The 16,244-nt window shown below is 67.7% G+C and carries 14 protein-coding genes; 3 read left to right on the forward strand and 11 right to left on the reverse strand.

The window, feature by feature from the left end; genetic code table 11:
* Window positions 1–212: 212 nt before the first annotated feature.
* From C8D78_RS17405 to C8D78_RS17420, 4 genes are all read right to left on the reverse strand, one after another.
* Window positions 213–1,529 carry an ABC transporter substrate-binding protein gene (locus tag C8D78_RS17405; RefSeq protein WP_244208463.1) on the reverse strand — a complete coding sequence of 439 codons (1,317 nt, stop codon included), beginning with the start codon at window positions 1,527–1,529 and terminating at the stop codon, window positions 213–215.
* Between the two features lie 17 nt (window positions 1,530–1,546).
* On the reverse strand, window positions 1,547–1,750 hold the full coding sequence (locus C8D78_RS17410) for a cold-shock protein (protein WP_147429635.1): 204 nt from the start codon (window positions 1,748–1,750) through the stop codon (window positions 1,547–1,549).
* 158 nt (window positions 1,751–1,908) lie between these two features.
* Window positions 1,909–2,526 carry a LytR C-terminal domain-containing protein gene (locus C8D78_RS17415; protein ID WP_120955127.1) on the reverse strand — a complete coding sequence of 206 codons (618 nt, stop codon included), beginning with the start codon at window positions 2,524–2,526 and terminating at the stop codon, window positions 1,909–1,911.
* A 93-nt stretch (window positions 2,527–2,619) separates the two neighbouring features.
* Window positions 2,620–2,961, reverse strand: coding sequence for a DUF3263 domain-containing protein (locus tag C8D78_RS17420; RefSeq protein ID WP_120955195.1), 342 nt, complete (start codon window positions 2,959–2,961; stop codon window positions 2,620–2,622).
* Between the two features lie 136 nt (window positions 2,962–3,097).
* Here C8D78_RS17420 and C8D78_RS17425 point away from each other — a divergent pair, with 136 nt between their 5' ends.
* Window positions 3,098–3,880 carry a uracil-DNA glycosylase gene (locus C8D78_RS17425; protein ID WP_120955128.1) on the forward strand — a complete coding sequence of 261 codons (783 nt, stop codon included), beginning with the start codon at window positions 3,098–3,100 and terminating at the stop codon, window positions 3,878–3,880.
* A gap of 50 nt (window positions 3,881–3,930) precedes the next feature.
* A complete protein-coding gene (locus C8D78_RS17430; protein WP_120955129.1) occupies window positions 3,931–4,770 on the forward strand; it encodes a siderophore-interacting protein in 840 nt (279 codons plus the stop codon).
* Window positions 4,771–4,992: 222 nt separating this feature from the next.
* Here C8D78_RS17430 and C8D78_RS17435 read toward each other — a convergent pair whose 3' ends face one another.
* Window positions 4,993–6,489, reverse strand: a complete 1,497-nt coding sequence (locus tag C8D78_RS17435; protein WP_120955130.1) for a threonine/serine exporter family protein — start codon at window positions 6,487–6,489, stop codon at window positions 4,993–4,995.
* A 30-nt stretch (window positions 6,490–6,519) separates the two neighbouring features.
* On the reverse strand, window positions 6,520–7,593 hold the full coding sequence (locus C8D78_RS17440; protein WP_120955131.1) for a lipid II:glycine glycyltransferase FemX: 1,074 nt from the start codon (window positions 7,591–7,593) through the stop codon (window positions 6,520–6,522).
* 114 nt (window positions 7,594–7,707) lie between these two features.
* On the opposite strand from C8D78_RS17440, the gene C8D78_RS17445 reads away from it, so the two are divergent.
* Window positions 7,708–8,262: a TspO/MBR family protein gene (locus C8D78_RS17445; protein ID WP_120955132.1), complete on the forward strand. Its 555-nt coding sequence runs from the start codon at window positions 7,708–7,710 to the stop codon at window positions 8,260–8,262.
* A gap of 45 nt (window positions 8,263–8,307) precedes the next feature.
* Here the strand turns inward: C8D78_RS17445 and C8D78_RS17450 are convergent, their stop codons facing one another.
* From C8D78_RS17450 to gcvP, 5 genes are all read right to left on the reverse strand, one after another.
* The gene (locus tag C8D78_RS17450) at window positions 8,308–9,720 is read right to left on the reverse strand and encodes an L-serine ammonia-lyase (protein ID WP_120955133.1); all 1,413 of its coding nucleotides are present in this window, start codon (window positions 9,718–9,720) and stop codon (window positions 8,308–8,310) included.
* Window positions 9,721–9,880: 160 nt separating this feature from the next.
* Entirely contained in the window at window positions 9,881–11,209 is a 1,329-nt protein-coding gene (gene glyA, locus C8D78_RS17455) for a serine hydroxymethyltransferase (protein WP_120955134.1), read from the reverse strand.
* Window positions 11,206–11,589, reverse strand: coding sequence for a glycine cleavage system protein GcvH (gene gcvH, locus C8D78_RS17460; protein ID WP_120955135.1), 384 nt, complete (start codon window positions 11,587–11,589; stop codon window positions 11,206–11,208). The genes glyA and gcvH overlap by 4 nt, the downstream gene beginning before the upstream one ends.
* Window positions 11,590–12,181: 592 nt before the next feature.
* Window positions 12,182–13,330, reverse strand: a complete 1,149-nt coding sequence (gene gcvT, locus C8D78_RS17465) for a glycine cleavage system aminomethyltransferase GcvT (RefSeq protein ID WP_120955136.1) — start codon at window positions 13,328–13,330, stop codon at window positions 12,182–12,184.
* Between the two features lie 12 nt (window positions 13,331–13,342).
* Window positions 13,343–16,240: an aminomethyl-transferring glycine dehydrogenase gene (gene gcvP / locus C8D78_RS17470; protein WP_208642000.1), complete on the reverse strand. Its 2,898-nt coding sequence runs from the start codon at window positions 16,238–16,240 to the stop codon at window positions 13,343–13,345.
* Window positions 16,241–16,244 lie beyond the last annotated feature (4 nt).

Consider the following 16,244-nt stretch of genomic DNA (forward strand, 5'->3'; position numbering starts at 1 on the left):
TCTGTATGCCGCTGGGTCCGGGATCTCACCCCAGCAAGGTGTTTCTTTAGCTCCTGGACCGGCCGCCTCACTTCGCGGCCGGGCGGACCGGGCGTCGTGTTAGCAGTCAGTGCGCTGGAGTGCTAACTCAATAATTAGCACTCCCCCGGGGAGAGTGCAAGCAGTGGCCTGCCCGAACCGCCCGCCACGCGGGCCCAATACGCTACGAGCGATCAGCCGCCGTTGCTGCTGGCTACTTCTGTGCCGGTCATCGTGTACTGATTGTCCCCGCCATAGGTGTAGACGATGTAGTTCGCCTGCGTGATGTCGCCGCGGGAATCGAAGTTGATCCGGCCGGACTGTCCGTCATAGTCCGGGCGCCGCCCGGCGTGGAGGGCATCGACGCAGCCCTTGTAGGTCGTGCAGGTCTGCCGGGGGCCCTGGCTGGCGGTCTGGGCGGCTGGCTGACCGCCTCCGGCGGCGGTTCCGCCGGAGACGTCCACGAGCGACGCCGCGATGGAGGTCCCGGCGTCGTCCTCCGCCGCTGCGGCGGCGACGGCGGCCAGGTTAACGGCGTCGTAGGTCTCCGCGGCGAACACCATGTCCTTCAGGCCGGGATCAACGGCTACGAGGTTCGTCTGGAATGCGGCGGAGGGGAACACGCCGGGCAGGATTCCGCGCGCGCCGTCGAGCGCCCGCGCGCCCAGTCCGGAGCCGTACTTGCTGACCGCCCCGTCGCTGAGGACGAGTTTCTTGCCGGCAAGGCCGGCGTTGTTCAGCTCGGCGATGGCGCCCTGGGCACCTTCGCGTGAGATCAGGACCACGGCATCGGGGTTCGCGGCCTTCACGGCGCCGACCGCCTGCTGCGCCTGCCCGGAGGTGAACCCCTCGTCCGCCACGGCTTCCATCCCGGCCTGTTTGGCCGCGGCCGCGACAGCGGCGGCGACATTCTTGCCGTAGTCGTCCTTCTCGTGCAGCACCGCCAGGGTTTTGGCGCCGCCGTCCTTGGCCAGCTTGGCGAGGACTGACGCCTGGGCGGTGTCTGCCGGTGAGGTACGGAAATAGTAGCCGCCGCTCTTATAGTCGCTGAGCGCGCCGGCAGTGTTGGCCGGCGAGATGACGGCAATCTTGGCGTTGGCCAGCACATCGATGGCGGCGGGGGCGCGGCTGGAATCGGTCGGACCAATCACGACGTCGGCCTTGGCGGCCACCAGCGCCTTGGCCTGGGCCGCGGTGTCCGTGCTGATGGTTTCCGGCAGCAGCTCCACGGGCTTGCCTTTGTGGCCGCCGGCGGCGTTGATCTCTTTGACGGCCAGCTTTGCGGCCGCGAGCTGGGGGGCGTTGAGGAAACTCTGGGCCCCCGTGTTGTCCAGGATCAGGCCGATGCGCAGGGTGCCGTCACCGCTGGCGTCAGCGCTGGCCACGCGGGCGCTCCCCGCGGGTCCGAGGCAGCCGGTCAGTGCCAGGGCCGTTGCTGCTGCCACGCCGACGGCGCGGCCAAGCCGGAACGATCCCGACGGGCGGAGGGACATGGTCCCCGCAACGTTCATGATCGAAAGGGGCGCCACTAGGCGGGCCGGACGTTTTCGGCCTGCGGGCCCTTTTCGCCCTCGCCGATTTCAAGTTCCACCCGCTGGCCCTCGTCCAGGGCGCGGTAGCCTTCCCCGACGATCGCGGACCAGTGCACGAAGACATCGTCTTCGGAACCGTCTACGGTGATGAACCCGTAGCCCTTTTCGGCGTTGAACCATTTGACGGTTCCCTGAGCCATGGCGTCCACACTTTCAGCTAGCTTGCGTGCGGCCCACCTCAATGTGTGCCGCGAATGCGAAGAGAATTTCGCAGATACTGTACCCACAGCGTCCCTCAGGAACGCCGCCGGCGGGCAGGGCCGCCGGTGAATAGTTATTGAGGCGTAACCGGATCGGGTTACTGGAAGCCGGGTCCGATCACGACGACGAGGGGCATGTTGAACTCGGCGGACTCAACGAGGGTGCTGATGCCGAGGAGCTCTCCGAGCGCCGCCGCGTTGCCTTTCTGGTCCGCGCCGCGGTAGAAAATCACCGACGATTGCTGCGGGGCGCCGCTCCAGTTGCCCGTCCCGCCCAGGATCCAGCCTGCCGAGCTGACGGTGCCGCCGACCCTGGTGGCGAGGCCGGAGGTGGTGGTCCCGTTGTAGACGGTCACCGGCTGCGTCTTGTCCACAGCGGCGGCGGTGGCACTCGGCGTCGCCGACGGCGATGCCGCCGGTGCGGTGCCGGCCGCCGTGGGAGTTTTCTGCGCGGGGCTCGGAGCGGCGGGGCTGGGGCTCGCCGTGCCTGCGGCGTGCGTGCTGCTCCCGGCCGTTACGGCCGCGGCCTGGCCTGCCGAGAAGCCGAGCTTTGGCAGGATCAGGAATGCCACGAGTCCGATGGCCAGGGCTACGCAGCCCGCCGCCAGGATGGGCGCCAGGCTCCGGCGGCGCGATTCCGCTACTGTCCGGTGCACACCCTGCCGGGCTGAGGTCTCCGGGACCCGATCAAATTCATCCCGAGCGTATTTGGTCATGGTTAAACGACGTCCTTGCTGATGTCATACGGGTGCCCGAGGCCGGAAGGGGACGCAACTGGATTTGCGGATCCGGCTGCGAGTGACGCGACTCTACGAATCTGTTCCCAGTCGGCGGGCGGTGCGGGCACGTTGGCGTGATGTACGTAGTCTACGCAATCTCTTGACGAGCATTGGATCGTGGGCCAGGGCGTCCTCGGTATCGATGAGGGCGTTGAGGATCTGGTAATAGTGCGTGGCGGAAAGATCGAACAGCTCGCGGATGGCCTGTTCCTTGGCCCCTGCGTACTTCCACCACTGCCGCTCGAGCGCCAGTATCTGCTGGTCGCGGGCGTTCAGCGGCGAATCTGCGGATGTCCCGCCCATGCCCACGCTGTCTGGGGAAAATCCGGCGGCATCCCCCGCGAGCGCGTGTTCTTGCGCTGTTTCGGCCACGACACACTCCTGGTTGATTTCCGAAAAGACTGGCTGGATCCGGTCAAAATTCAGTCCCATGCTACGGCCGAATGACAGAGTTGTCATTCGGCCGGGTGCCGGAGCGGACCCCGGGTGCGAGAGAAACTGCGGAAGAATGGGGCCTGTGTTTGATTCCGATGCCCTGTTCGAGCTGGGGCCCTCAGCCGCTGACAGCACCAGCTTTGTGGACCTGGCGCGACGGCCGCTCGGTGAGCTGGTCGCTTCGGACTGGGCGCAGGCGCTGGCCCCGGTGGAGCCGGAGCTGCGCGGAGCCCTGGCCTTCCTCGCCAGTGAGGTGTCGGCCGGCCATGAGGTGCTGCCGTCGCCGTCGAACGTGCTGCGGGCGTTCCGGCAGCCGCTGGCCGCCGTCCGGGTCCTCATAGTGGGCCAGGATCCCTATCCGACGCCGGGGCACGCCGTGGGGCTGTCCTTCGCCGTGGACGGCGCCACCCGGCCGATCCCCCGCAGCCTCGCAAACATCTACAAGGAACTTCAGGCCGATCTCGGCTTCCCGCCGCGCGTCCACGGGGACCTTAGCCGCTGGGCGGACCAGGGCGTCCTGCTGCTCAACAGGGTCCTCAGTGTCCGGGCCGGCGCGGCGGGGTCGCACCGGAACAAGGGATGGGAGGCCGTCACGACGGCGGCAATCCGGGCAGTGGCGAACCGTGCGTCCGCGGACGGCTCCGGACCGGTTCCCCTCGTGGTGATCCTGTGGGGGAAGGATGCCGAGTCCGTGCGTCCCCTGCTCGGGCCGGCCGCCGTGATTGCCAGCGCGCACCCCAGCCCGCTCTCGGCCTCACGCGGCTTCTTCGGGTCCCGGCCCTTCAGCCGCACCAACGCCCTGCTGCAGGAGCAGGGCGACGGGACAATCGACTGGGAACTGCCCCCGCTGCCGTAACAGTCCCCGGGCACGGTTCCCGGGCGGGGTTCTTCGTTAGGCTTAGCAGCATGACTTCCGCCCCCGCCGCCACCACCGCCAACAGAAACTCCCGGCCCCAGACCGACCTGACGGTCCTGCGCCGGGAACAGCTTTCCCCGCACATGGTGCGGATCATCGCAGGCGGTCCGGGCTTCGACGGATACGTCAACAACGACTACGTGGACCGGTACGTCAAGATCGTTTTCCCGCAGCCCGGGATCGAATACCCGGACCCGTTGGACCTGTGGGCCATCCGGGAATCCATGCCGCGCAGCCAGTGGCCGTTCACCCGGACCTACACGGTCCGCTGGGTGGATGTGGCGGCCCGGGAGCTCGCCATCGACTTCGTCATCCACGGCGACGAGGGCCTCGCCGGCCCTTGGGCGGCCGCCGCCCAACCGGGCGACCGCCTGACGTTCACGGGCCCGGGCGGCGGCTACAACCCGGACCCGGCGGCGGACTGGTACCTGTTCGCCGGTGATGAATCAGCGCTGCCGGCCATTGGCGCAGCGATCGAATCCCTGCCACAGGATGCCCGCGGCCTGGCCATTCTCGAGGTGGACAGCGACGCCGACATCCAGCCGCTCGCCGGCCCCGCCGGCATCGAGCTGCGCTGGGTGCTGCGCCGCGGCGTCCCCGCCGGCGAAGCCGAACTGCTCGTCGCGGCCGTTCGCGACGCCGAGTGGCCCGAGGGCCGTGTACAGGTCTTTGCCCACGGCGAGCGGGGTTACATGAAGGGCCTCCGCGAGGTCTTCTTCGGGCAGCGGGCGCTGGAGCGGGCCCAGGTTTCGCTCTCCGGCTATTGGGCCAAGGGCCGCGTGGAGGACGCGTTCCAGGCGGAGAAGAAGCTCCCCATCGGCAAGATCTAATACGGCAAGGTCTAGTGCCGCAGGATCTAATACGGCAAGACCTGACGCCGCAGGATCTAGGGCCGCCGCCGAGTTTCCCCACCTTTGGCCCCACGACGCCGGGAGACGCCGGCGCGGCGCGCTGACACGCCGCCGGGTCCCCGCAAAAGTGGGGAAACCCGGCGCCTCCGGGCAGCCGGACGGGCCCCTTTGGGGGAACTACCGGAGCAACGACCGGAGGACCTACCGGCGGCGGGCCCGGCGCCGCTCGTTGCTGGCAAGGCTTCGCGTCAGGGGCCGCGCCAGCGTGTCACCGAGCACGATCCCGGCGGCGACGCCCAGCACGATGGCCCCGGCGTTGAGCATTCCACCGGCACCCGTGAGAATCTGCGATTCCTCGATGGTCAATACATACATGGACCGGAATATGGTAAGGCCTGGAAGCAGGATCAAGGCCGCCGGGACGGCCACCACCAGCTGTGGAGCGCCCATCCGGAGCGCCACCACCCGGGCCAGGAGGCCGATCACCACGGCGGCGAGGGCCGGCGCGAAGCGCGATCCGATGCCCAGCGCGTCGCCGCCGATCAGAACCAGATAGCCAACCACCCCGACGGCCGCCGTCGGGAGCAGTAGTTTCAGGCTGGTCTGTTCGGTGATGCCGATCATCAGCACCGCAATGGCGATCAGGAGAACGATCACCCATAAGTCATACCTGGGTGGGAATGTTTCAGTGACGTTGATGGGTTCCATGCCGGTCATGTCCCCCACGACGAAACCGACGGCGATGCCGGCCACGAGGGCCCCGAAGGTCAGCATGGTGGACAGGAACCGGCCGGCCGCCGTGACAGGGAAGCCGTTGATCGCATCCTGTACAGAGGACACGAGCCGTCCGGTCGGCAAGAGCAGCAGGATCCCGCCCACCACCACGATCGCGGGCGCTATCTGCACCCCTACCGGGCTGCCGAACCGCCACAGCAGCAGGGCGATGATGGTCACCAGGAAGGAACAGGCTGCGGTGATGAAGAAGTCCGGGGTTCGCCAGCGGCCCAACTGGCGGGCCAACAGGCTGACGAGCAGGTTGGAGGCGAAGGCTACAAGCGAGGCGCCCAGTCCTCCGCCGAGGACGCCGACGAAGACGGCGGAGAACACGCCGAAGGCCACGGTGACCATCCACCGCGGGAAGGGCTTGGCGCTGCGGGTGATGTCCTCGAGCCGGCGCACGGCTTCCTCGCGGCCGACGCCGCCGGCGACGATGTCCGTCACCAGCTGGTGGACTTGTGAGAGACCCGCGTAGTTGTTGGTCCAGGACCGTACGACGCGCAGCAAGGAAATGGGCGTCTGGTCCTTCGGGGCGTAGTTGATGGCCACCGACTGGTTGGTGATGTCCACCTCGATGTGCTTGAGCCCCAGCGCGGCGGTGATGGCGATGATGCTGGTCTCGACCTCAAGGGCCCCGGCGCCGTACCGGAACATGGATTCCGCCAGTTTCAGGGCGAAGTCGATGGTCTTGCGGGCTGAGGCGTCCACCCCGCCGACCTGGATCATCGGATTGGCGTAGGGGCTGCCGGCGAGCCGGTCCACGATGCTCAGCGGCGCCGTCGGCGGGTTTTCACCCTGCACCAGCCTCCGGAGCATGCGTTTGGCGGCCACGTTCTGGCGCACCTGCATGGGCGACATCGGTTCGGTCCGTGGTAGACCATCCGTGGGCGGCCTGCGGTGGCCGTCGGGTTGCTTGTTCATTCCGGCCTCCTCATTGTCCATGCCGCTGGTCTAATAAAACTGCTGGCCCGTACGCCGGGTGTAGAGCTGGCGTGCCACGCGCTCCCCGGCCGCCATCCAGGCCTTGTATTTCAGCGGGCTGAGGACCTGGTCGTAGCAGCCGACGAAGTCGGTCACGGTCTTGCTGAAGCTGGTCTTGAACAGGCCCAGCCCGTGGAAGGGGTTCGATGTGTCCTTGAGCTGGTCGCTCGGCGGGGTCCCGCAGAAGTCGTACTCGGTGCAGCCGAGGTCCTTGAGCTGGTTGATCGCCGTCCACTGCACGAGGTGCGAGTCGCCGTACTGGCTGCGCTTCTGCAGTGAGCCGCCGTCCTTGTACGTTCCCTTGCGGCCGTAGTTGATCACGAACGCGCCGACCGAGGGCACGCCGTTTTCGTACACGAAGAGCAGCCTTCCCTGGTCCCGGGCCAGGAAGTTGGTCCAGAACTGGCGGTAATACTCATACTCGCGGACGCGGACCTGGGATTTGGCCTCCACGGTGGTGGTCATCAGCGCGTACATGGCCTGGAAGTTCTCTTCCGAGGGCTCCGCGTTGCAGACCTCGACGCCCTCGCGGATGGCGCGGCGCACGGCATTGCGGCCGCGGGAGTGGAGGTTGCGCAGCAGCTGGTTTTCCTCCGGCGCAATGTCCAGAAGCGCCGTGGAGTCGTTCGGCTGCAGGTTGTGGGTCTTGACCAGTCCCGCCGACTCGAGGACGCGGGTGGCGTCGTCGGACAGGATGATATCCGGCTCGATCTTGATCGCGAAGACGCCCAGCCTGGCCCTTTTCACGAAGTCCGCGTTCGCGGCGGTGATCCCGGGGATGTCCTCGACGGACGCCACATCGGGGCCCTTGATCAGGTACCAGAGCTTGCCGAGCAGCGGAAAGGACTTCTCCAGGACCAGGTTGTAGCTGGTGTAATCCGCGGTCTCGTACACGAGGTGCAGGGGCTTCCAGCCAAAGTGCTGCTTGACCTCGGCGAACGCTTCGGACTGCAGGAGGTTGCCGCCATTGGGGTTCGCGGTGACGTGCGCATCCCAGTTGGCTACCTCGTCGGCAGAGGCAAAGCGGGCAGTGAATTCTCGCAAGGGTGCGGTATCCAATCATTGCGGTACGAGCTTCGGCGGCATGCGGACATGCAGCCCCAAGTCTATCGGTCCGTACCCTGCCGCCGGTCCGGCCAGGACGGCTACGCTGGTCTCATGCAGGCGCAGCAGCAACCGCTGGAAGGCCGTCCCGGGTCGCCCGGCCGCCGCTCGCGGCGTGCCGGCGGCGGCTCGCAGGTGATGGCACTGGTTCTGTTCCTCGGCGCGTCGGCGCTCGTTGCCGCGCTCGGCGGCCTGGCCACCGCCAACCACGTCAACGGCTGGTACGCCACCGCGGACAAGGCCCCCTGGTCCCCGCCGAACTGGGTGTTCGGTCCGGTCTGGACGGTCCTGTACATTGCGATGGCCGTCGCGGCATGGCTGGTCTGGCGCAGCCGCGCCGCAGGGTCCATGACGGCCCTGACGGCGTACGGGGTCCAGCTGGTGCTGAACCTGCTGTGGACCCCGGCGTTCTTTGCCCTGTACCCGGTGATCGGGACGCCGGCGCTGTGGATCGCGTTCGGAATCATCGTGGCCCTGGCCGTGGCGGTGGCCGTCACCGTGGTGCTCTTTGGGCCCATCAGCCGGGCGGCCGGGCTGCTGATGCTGCCCTACCTGTCCTGGATCGTGTTCGCCTCGTCGCTGAATTTGTGGGCCGCGCTGCACAATTGAGGCTGGCGACAATTGAGGCTGGCGCACCCCGGCCCAGCTAGCTTCCTAGCACTCCACCACGTTCACGGCGAGGCCGCCCATCGCGGTTTCCTTGTACTTGGAGCTCATGTCCTTGCCGGTCTCGCGCATGGTCACAATGACCTCGTCCAGGGAGACCCGGTGCGATCCGTCGCCCCACAAAGCCATCTTGGCGGCGTTGATGGCCTTCGCCGCGGCGATCGCGTTGCGTTCGATGCAGGGGATCTGGACGAGGCCGCCGATGGGATCGCAGGTCAGGCCGAGGTTGTGCTCCATTGCGATTTCCGCGGCGTTCTCGACTTGTTGGGGCGTGCCGCCCATGACTTCTGCCAGGCCGGCGGCGGCCATCGACGACGCCGAGCCTACTTCGCCCTGGCAGCCGACTTCCGCTCCGGAGATCGAGGCCTGCTCCTTGTAGAGCACGCCAATGGCGGCCGCGGTCAGCAGGAATTTCACCACGACGTCGTCGCGGTCCTGCTGGGTTGCCTTGTCCATGCCGGGGGCGAAGTGCAGGGCGTAGTAGAGGACGGCGGGGATGATGCCCGCGGCGCCGTTGGTGGGGGCGGTGACCACGCGGCCGCCCGAGGCGTTTTCCTCGTTCACGGCCAGGGCGATCAGGTTGACCCATTCCTGCCAGTACTTCGGGTCCCGGTAGTCGGGGTCCTGGCCGCGGGTTTCCTTCATGAGGCGCTCGTGCCAGTCCGGCGCGCGGCGGCGGACCTTCAGCCCGCCGGGGAGCAGGCCCTCGCGTTTGAGGCTGACGTCCACGCAGCCTTCCATGACCGAGTAGATGTGCAGGAGACCCTCCCGGATCTCCTCCTCGGTGCGGGAGGCGCGCTCGTTGACGAACATGATTTCGCCGATCGACAAGCCCTTGGACTGGCAGCGGCCCAGCAACTCCGCGGCAGTGCGGAAGGGCAGGGGAAGTTCCTTCTTCGACTCGTCGAGTTCCTTCAGCGCGGCGTCCTCCTCGCCTTCGCGGACAATGAAGCCGCCGCCGACGGAGAAGAACGTGGCGCTGTGCAGGGTTTCGCCCTCGGCGTCGGAGACCGTGAAGGTCATCCCGTTGGTGTGCCGGGGCAGGATGGTCAGGGGGCGCAGGACCATGTCCTTCACGCCGTACGGCAGCGGCACCGCTCCGGCCAGCTGCAGGGTGCCGGTCTCGGCGATGGTGGCCAGCCGTTCCTCCACTTCCTCGGGGAGGATCAGCTCGGGGTGGAAGCCCTCGAGTCCGAGCAGGATGGCCGTCATGGTGCCGTGGCCGTGGCCTGTGGCGGCGAGGGATCCGTAGAGGTCAACCCGCAGCGACGCCACCTGCTGGAGGTCGCCGGAGGCCTTGAGCTCTTCGGCGAAGACGGCGGCGGCCCGCATGGGGCCCACGGTGTGCGAGCTGGATGGCCCTATTCCGATGGAAAAGAGGTCGAAGACTCCAACAGCCATTGTCGGTTCCTAACTAGGTCTTGCTGTGGCCCGGCAGAGGGTCTTGCCGGTGGGCGGTGCGGCCGCCGGTAGGCGGCAGTCCTGCCTGATGCACGACGCCGGGCGGCGGCTTCTGGCCGCGGCCCGCCCGGCGTCGTGTCTACTTTCAGTGATACGTCGCTTAGGCGAGGTTATCAACCGAGGGGTAGAGCGGGTGGGCGGCGGCGAGGGCCTCCACCCGGGAGCGGAGCCCGGAAAGGTCCGCACCGGCGTCGGCGATCAAAGCCTCGGCGATGATGTCCGCAACCTCGGCAAAGGCCGCTTCGCCGAAGCCGCGGGTGGCCAGGGCCGGGGTGCCGATCCGCAACCCCGAGGTGACCATGGGCGGGCGCGGATCAAACGGGACGGCGTTGCGGTTCACGGTGATGTCGATCGCCGCGAGCCGGTCCTCGGCTTCCTGCCCGTTGAGCTCGCAGTTGCGCAGGTCCACGAGGACCAGGTGCACGTCGGTGCCGCCGGAGATCACGTTGATCCCCTTGGCGGTGACGTCCGGCTGGACCAGGCGGTCGGCGAGGATCCTCGCGCCGGCCAGGACACGCTCCTGGCGTTCCTTGAACTCCGGGGACGCGGCGATCTTGAAGGCGACGGCCTTGCCGGCGATGACGTGCTCCAGCGGGCCACCCTGCTGTCCCGGGAACACGGCCGAGTTGATCTTCTTGGCGATGTCCGCGTCGTTGGAGAGGATGATGCCGCCGCGCGGACCGGCGAGGGTCTTGTGCGTGGTGGAGGTGGTGACGTGGGCGTGCGGGACCGGGCTCGGGTGCAGCCCTGCGGCCACGAGGCCGGCGAAGTGGGCCATGTCCACCATGAGGTAGGCGCCCACGGAGTCGGCGATGCGGCGGAACTCGGCGAAGTCCAGCTGCCGGGCGTACGCGGACCAGCCGGAAACGATCAGCTGGGGCTTGTGCTCCTGGGCGAGGCGTTCGACCTCGGCCATGTCGATCCGGTGGTCCTCTTCACGGACCTGGTACGGGATGACGTTGTAGAGCCGGCCGGAGAAGTTGATCTTCATGCCGTGGGTGAGGTGCCCGCCGTGGGCCAGGTTCAGGCCCATGATGGTGTCGCCCGGACGGATTAGGGCGTGCATGACGGAGGCGTTGGCCTGCGCGCCGGAGTGCGGCTGGACGTTGGCGTACTCGGCGCCGAACAAGGCCTTGACCCGGTCGATGGCGAGCTGTTCGATCACGTCAACGTGCTCGCAACCGCCGTAGTAGCGCTTGCCCGGGTAGCCCTCGGCGTACTTGTTGGTCAGCACAGAGCCCTGAGCCTGCATGACGGCCTTGGCGGTGTGGTTCTCCGAGGCGATCATTTCCAGGCCGTCGCGCTGGCGGGTGAGCTCGGCGTCGATCTTCGCGGCGATCTCCGGGTCCAACGCGGACAGGTCCGCGTCCAGGCTCGCGGAGACGACCTGCTCGAACCCTGTCGCTGTGCTTGTTCCAGCCGCGCTCACAGCTCGCCGCCGTTCTTGGATGCGTAGTCCTGCGCGGAGAGCAGCGGGCCGTCCGATTCGGCGGCGACCTTGAAGAGCCAGCCGGCACCGTACGGGTCGCTGTTGATCAGCGAGGGATCGTCGACGACGGCGGGGTTGGTTTCGGTGACCTCGCCCGTAACGGGGGCGTACAGGTCCGAGACGGACTTGGTGGATTCGACCTCGCCGCAGGTCTCCCCCGCGGTCACCGCGGAACCGACCTCGGGCAGGTCCACATAGACGATGTCGCCGAGGGCGTCCGTGGCGACGGCGGAGATGCCGATGGACACGACGTTCCCGGCCTCCCGCGCAACCCACTCGTGCTCGTCGGAGTACTGCAGTTCAGGGGCAACTTTTGCCATGTGTTTTTCCTAAGTCTCGTGTGGTCTTGGTGCTAAATCTATTGTGGCTGGGTTACGTACTGACCGTGGCCGGGTTACGCGGCCGGAAACCGAATTCCTCCGCGTGCTCGGTCGCGAAGGCGCCCGCTGGGCGGACGCGACGCTCCCTTAGACGCACGCTTCCGGAATCCCCTCACCCGCCGCTTTCGGTTAGTTCAGTTCCGCTGGCCAACAGTTTCGGACGGGCCACCAGTTCTCCGGAAAGAAACCGTGGCCGTTCGAATCTTCTGGGGCCGGGCTGCTTCTTGGCTTCAAAGGTGTCATCAAGCTCACCCCCCAATGCTCGAGCTTGATGTGCCACCCGTTGGAACAAGCCGAGCCGCGGTAGGCGGCTCATCCCCCAGCACCCTTGGTGTTCGAAGGCGCCGGTTCCCGTCGGTCCGGATGTGGCGTGACGTCTCCAATGTGACGTGCCCCCGAGGGGCTGGCTGGCCGCGGTTTTCGAAAGCGTGCGTCTAAGCGAGGAACGAGCGAGCACGCGTGAAAACTGGGGCCAGCCAGCCCCGGAACCGGGAACCGCTGAAGCGGCTGGTCCGCGGAGGTACTTGTCGGGCTATTTTTGGCGCTTGTAGAACGGCAGTGCGACCACTTCGAAGGGCTCGGCCTTGCCGCGCAGGTCGATGTCCAGGGCCGTGCCGGGCTCGGTGAGCGCGACGTCGACGTAGGCCATGGCAACCGGGTAACCCAGGGTGGGTGAAGGCTGGCCGGAGGTGACTTCGCCAACGACGTTGCCGTCCTTGAGGACCGGGTAGTGGCCGCGGCCGGCCCGGCGTCCGAGGCCCTTGAGTCCGACGAGCTTGCGGCCCGTCGTGGCACCGGCGCCGGCTTCCTTCTTGGCGGCCAGGGCGGCTTTGCCGATGAAGTCGCCTTCCTTGGACAGCGCGACGACGGGGCCCAGGCCGGCGGCGAACGGATCGCCTTCGAGCGAGAGCTCATTGCCGTAGAGCGGCATGCCGGCCTCGAGGCGGAGCGAATCGCGGGATGCGAGCCCGGCGGGGGTCAGCTCGCCGTCTTCGGCGATGGCGACGAGCGCCTGCCAGAGGGCGGCGGCGTCGTCGTTCGCGACGAAGATCTCGAAGCCGTCTTCACCGGTGTAGCCCGTGCGGGCCAGCAGGAGGTCCTGGCTGGCGCCGCCGAACATGAAGGGGACGTCCACGGCGGCGTAGTACTTCAGGCCGGTGACGAGTTCGTGCTGCGCGGCGGGGACGAGGCGCAGCAGGATGGCCTCCGCCTTGGGGCCCTGGACCGCGATCAGCGACGTGTCGGCGGAGGCGTCCTGGACGGTGACGTTGAACCCGCCTTCTTGGGCAGAACCAGCCCGCTCAGCCAAGGCACCTGCCACGACCTTGGCGTTGCCCGCGTTGGGGACCACGAGGAACTTCTGCTCGCCGCGCCGGTAGGTGATGAGGTCGTCGATGATGCCGCCGTCCTCATTGCAGATCAGCGAGTACTTGGCCTTGCCGATCGCCATGGCGGAGATCTTGCCGACCAGCGCGTAGTCGAGGAAGGCTGCGGCGTCGGGGCCGGTGACCCAGACTTCGCCCATGTGGGAGAGGTCGAACAAGCCCGCGGACTTGCGGACGGCGTGGTGCTCGGCGAGTTCGGAGCTGTACTTCAGGGGCATCTGCCAGCCGCCGAAGTCCGTGAAGGAGGCGCCGAGCTTCTTGTGCTCCTCGTAAAGTGCCGTGTAATTCTCAGTCATCGTTGGCTGTCCTTACTTGTTTGAGCCGGAGTTGGCGGAGTCGTCGGAGTGGTCCTCGAAGGCTTCGAGGGGAGGGCACGAGCAGATCAGGTTCCGGTCACCGGCGGCGCCGTCGATCCGGCCGACCGGCGGGAAGTACTTGTCCTGCCGGAGCGTGTGGACCGGGAAGACGGCCTGCTCGCGCGGGTACTCGCGGGTCCAGTCGGTGCTGATGACGGCGGCGGCGGTGTGCGGGGCGTTGCGCAGCGGGCTGTGCTCCACGGTGAAGTCGCCGTGGGCCACCTGGTCGATCTCGGCGCGGATGGCGATCATGGCCGTGATGAAACGGTCGATCTCGCCCAGGTCCTCGGACTCGGTCGGCTCCACCATCAAGGTGCCGGCCACCGGGAACGCGAGCGTGGGGGCGTGGAAGCCGTAGTCGATCAGGCGCTTGGCCACGTCCTCGGCAGTCACGCCGGTCTTGGCCGTGAGTTCGCGCAGGTCCAGGATGCATTCGTGGGCCACGAGGCCGCCCTCGCCGGTGTAGAGCACCGGGAAGGAGTCGTTTAGGCGGGCCGCGATGTAGTTCGCCGCGAGCAGCGCCGACTTGGTGGCCTCGGTCAGGCCCCGGCCGCCCATGAGCTTCACGTAGGCCCAGGAGATCGGCAGGACGCCGGCGGAGCCGTAGCGGGAGGCGGAGATCGGGGTTCCGTCGGCGCCGTTGGCCGGATCGGCTGCGTTGCCCGGCATGAACGGTGCAAGGTGGGCCTTGGCAGCGACCGGGCCGACGCCGGGTCCGCCGCCGCCGTGCGGGATGCAGAAGGTCTTGTGCAGGTTCAGGTGCGAGACGTCGCCGCCGAACTGGCCCGGCTGGGCCAGGCCGACGAGGGCGTTGAGGTTGGCCCCGTCGATGTAGACCTGGCCGCCGGCGTCGTGGATCGCGTCGCAGACCTCGCGGACGTCGGCGTCGAACACCCCGTGGGTGGAGGGGTAGGTGATCATGATGCAGGACAGGGCGTCCTTGTTGGCCTCGATCTTGGCAGTGAGGTCCGTGTGGTCAATTGTGCCGTCCGAGGCGGTGGCCACTACGACGACCTTCATGCCGGCGAGCACGGCCGAGGCTGCGTTCGTGCCGTGCGCGGAGGCCGGGATGAGGCAGACGTTCCGCTGCTCGTCACCGCGCGAGTGGTGGTAACCGCGGATGGCCAGGAGACCGGCGAGCTCGCCCTGGGAACCGGCGTTCGGCTGGATGGAGACCTGGTCGTAGCCGGTGATCTCGGTCAGCTGGGCTTCGAGGTCCTCGATCAGTTCGCGCCAGCCGGCGGTCTGGGACTCCGGGGCGAAGGGGTGGATGGAGGCGAACTCCGGCCAGGAGATGGCTTCCATCTCGGCCGTGGCGTTCAGCTTCATGGTGCACGAACCCAGCGGGATCATGGTGCGGTCCAGCGCCAAGTCGCGGTCCGAGAGGCGGCGGATGTAGCGCAGCAGCTGCGTTTCGGAACGGTGCGTGTTGAACACCGGGTGCTGAAGGAAGTCCGAGGTGCGCTCGACCGCGGGGTCCAGGCCGAACCCTTCAGTGGAGTCGGTCACGGACGCGCCAAACGCGGCGATGACGTCGGCAACGATTTCCACGGTGGTGGCCTCATCGGCAGAAATGCCGACGGTGTCGGCATCGATGGCGCGCAGGTTGACGCCCTTGGCGTCGGCGGCCGCGATGATCTCTGCTGCCCGGCCCGGCACGGAGACGGTGATGGTGTCGAAGAAGGACGTGTGCAGCACCTCAAGGCCGGCGGCCTTCAGGGCGGCGGCGATGGTCTTGGCGTGCACGTGGACCGACTGGGCGATTGCCTTCAGCCCGTCGGGGCCGTGGTAGACGGCGTAGAAGGAAGCCACAATGGCCAGCAGGGCCTGGGCGGTGCAGATGTTGGATGTGGCCTTCTCGCGGCGGATGTGCTGCTCGCGGGTCTGCAGGGCCAGGCGGTACGCGGGAACGCCGGCGTTGTCCTTCGAGACGCCCACGAGGCGGCCCGGCATGGAGCGCTCGAGGCCCTTCTGGACGGCCATGTAGGCAGCGTGCGGGCCGCCGAAGAACAGCGGGACGCCGAAGCGCTGGGCGGAGCCGACCGCGATGTCCGCGCCCTGCTCGCCCGGAGGCGTGATGAGGGTCAGCGAGAGAAGGTCGGCCGCCACGGTCACGAGGGCGCCGCGGTCCTTGGCCTCGGCGATCACTGCGGTGTGGTCGAACACCCGGCCGGAGACGCCGGGCTGCTGCAGGACGACGCCGTTGATGACGCCGTCGGGCAGGCCCTTGGAGAGGTCCGCGACCTCCACCTCGAAGCCGAGGGCCTCGGCACGGCCCTTGACGATCGCGATGGTCTGCGGGAGGCAGTCGGCGTCGAGGACGGTCTTGCCGTCGTGGGCGGTCTTGTTCTTGTTGGCCCGGCGCATCATCAGGACGGCCTCGGCGACGGCGGTGGCTTCGTCCAGCAGGGAAGCGTTGGCGATCGGCAGGCCGACGAGGTCCTGGACCATGGTCTGGAAGTTCAGCAGGGCCTCGAGCCGGCCCTGGGAGATTTCCGGCTGGTAGGGCGTGTACGCGGTGTACCAGGCCGGGGCCTCGAGGATGTTGCGGCGGATCACCGGCGGGGTGAGCGTGTCGTAGTAGCCCTGCCCGATCATCTGGACGGCGGTCTTGTTCTTCGCGGCCAGCTTGCGCAGCTCGGCGAGAACTTCCACCTCGCTGAGGGCTGCGGCGAGCGCAAGGTCGGAGTCCTGCCGGATGTCCTTCGGCACGGCAGTGTCCACCAGGGCGTCGACGGTGTCGTAGCCGACAGCCTTCAGCATGGCGTCGACGTCGGCTTGGCGGCGCGCGCCGATGTGCCGGTCAACGAAGGACGTGGAGGCTGGGGTAACAGTCACAAGGAACTCCATAACT

This window comes from Arthrobacter oryzae, from assembly GCF_003634095.1.
Classification (GTDB): Bacteria; Actinomycetota; Actinomycetes; order Actinomycetales; family Micrococcaceae; genus Arthrobacter; species Arthrobacter oryzae.

Bases quoted from the DNA above. Each gene is read 5' to 3' on its own strand.
- C8D78_RS17405 (WP_244208463.1), bottom strand. From the start codon at position 1,529: ATGAACGTTGCGGGGACCATGTCCCTCCGCCCGTCGGGATCGTTCCGG.
- C8D78_RS17410 (WP_147429635.1), bottom strand. From the start codon at position 1,750: ATGGCTCAGGGAACCGTCAAATGGTTCAACGCCGAAAAGGGCTACGGG.
- C8D78_RS17415 (WP_120955127.1), bottom strand. From the start codon at position 2,526: ATGACCAAATACGCTCGGGATGAATTTGATCGGGTCCCGGAGACCTCA.
- C8D78_RS17425 (WP_120955128.1), top strand. From the start codon at position 3,098: ATGGGGCCTGTGTTTGATTCCGATGCCCTGTTCGAGCTGGGGCCCTCA.
- C8D78_RS17430 (WP_120955129.1), top strand. From the start codon at position 3,931: ATGACTTCCGCCCCCGCCGCCACCACCGCCAACAGAAACTCCCGGCCC.
- C8D78_RS17435 (WP_120955130.1), bottom strand. From the start codon at position 6,489: ATGAACAAGCAACCCGACGGCCACCGCAGGCCGCCCACGGATGGTCTA.
- C8D78_RS17445 (WP_120955132.1), top strand. From the start codon at position 7,708: ATGCAGGCGCAGCAGCAACCGCTGGAAGGCCGTCCCGGGTCGCCCGGC.
- C8D78_RS17450 (WP_120955133.1), bottom strand. From the start codon at position 9,720: ATGGCTGTTGGAGTCTTCGACCTCTTTTCCATCGGAATAGGGCCATCC.
- gcvH (WP_120955135.1), bottom strand. From the start codon at position 11,589: ATGGCAAAAGTTGCCCCTGAACTGCAGTACTCCGACGAGCACGAGTGG.
- gcvT (WP_120955136.1), bottom strand. From the start codon at position 13,330: ATGACTGAGAATTACACGGCACTTTACGAGGAGCACAAGAAGCTCGGC.
- gcvP (WP_208642000.1), bottom strand. From the start codon at position 16,240: ATGGAGTTCCTTGTGACTGTTACCCCAGCCTCCACGTCCTTCGTTGAC.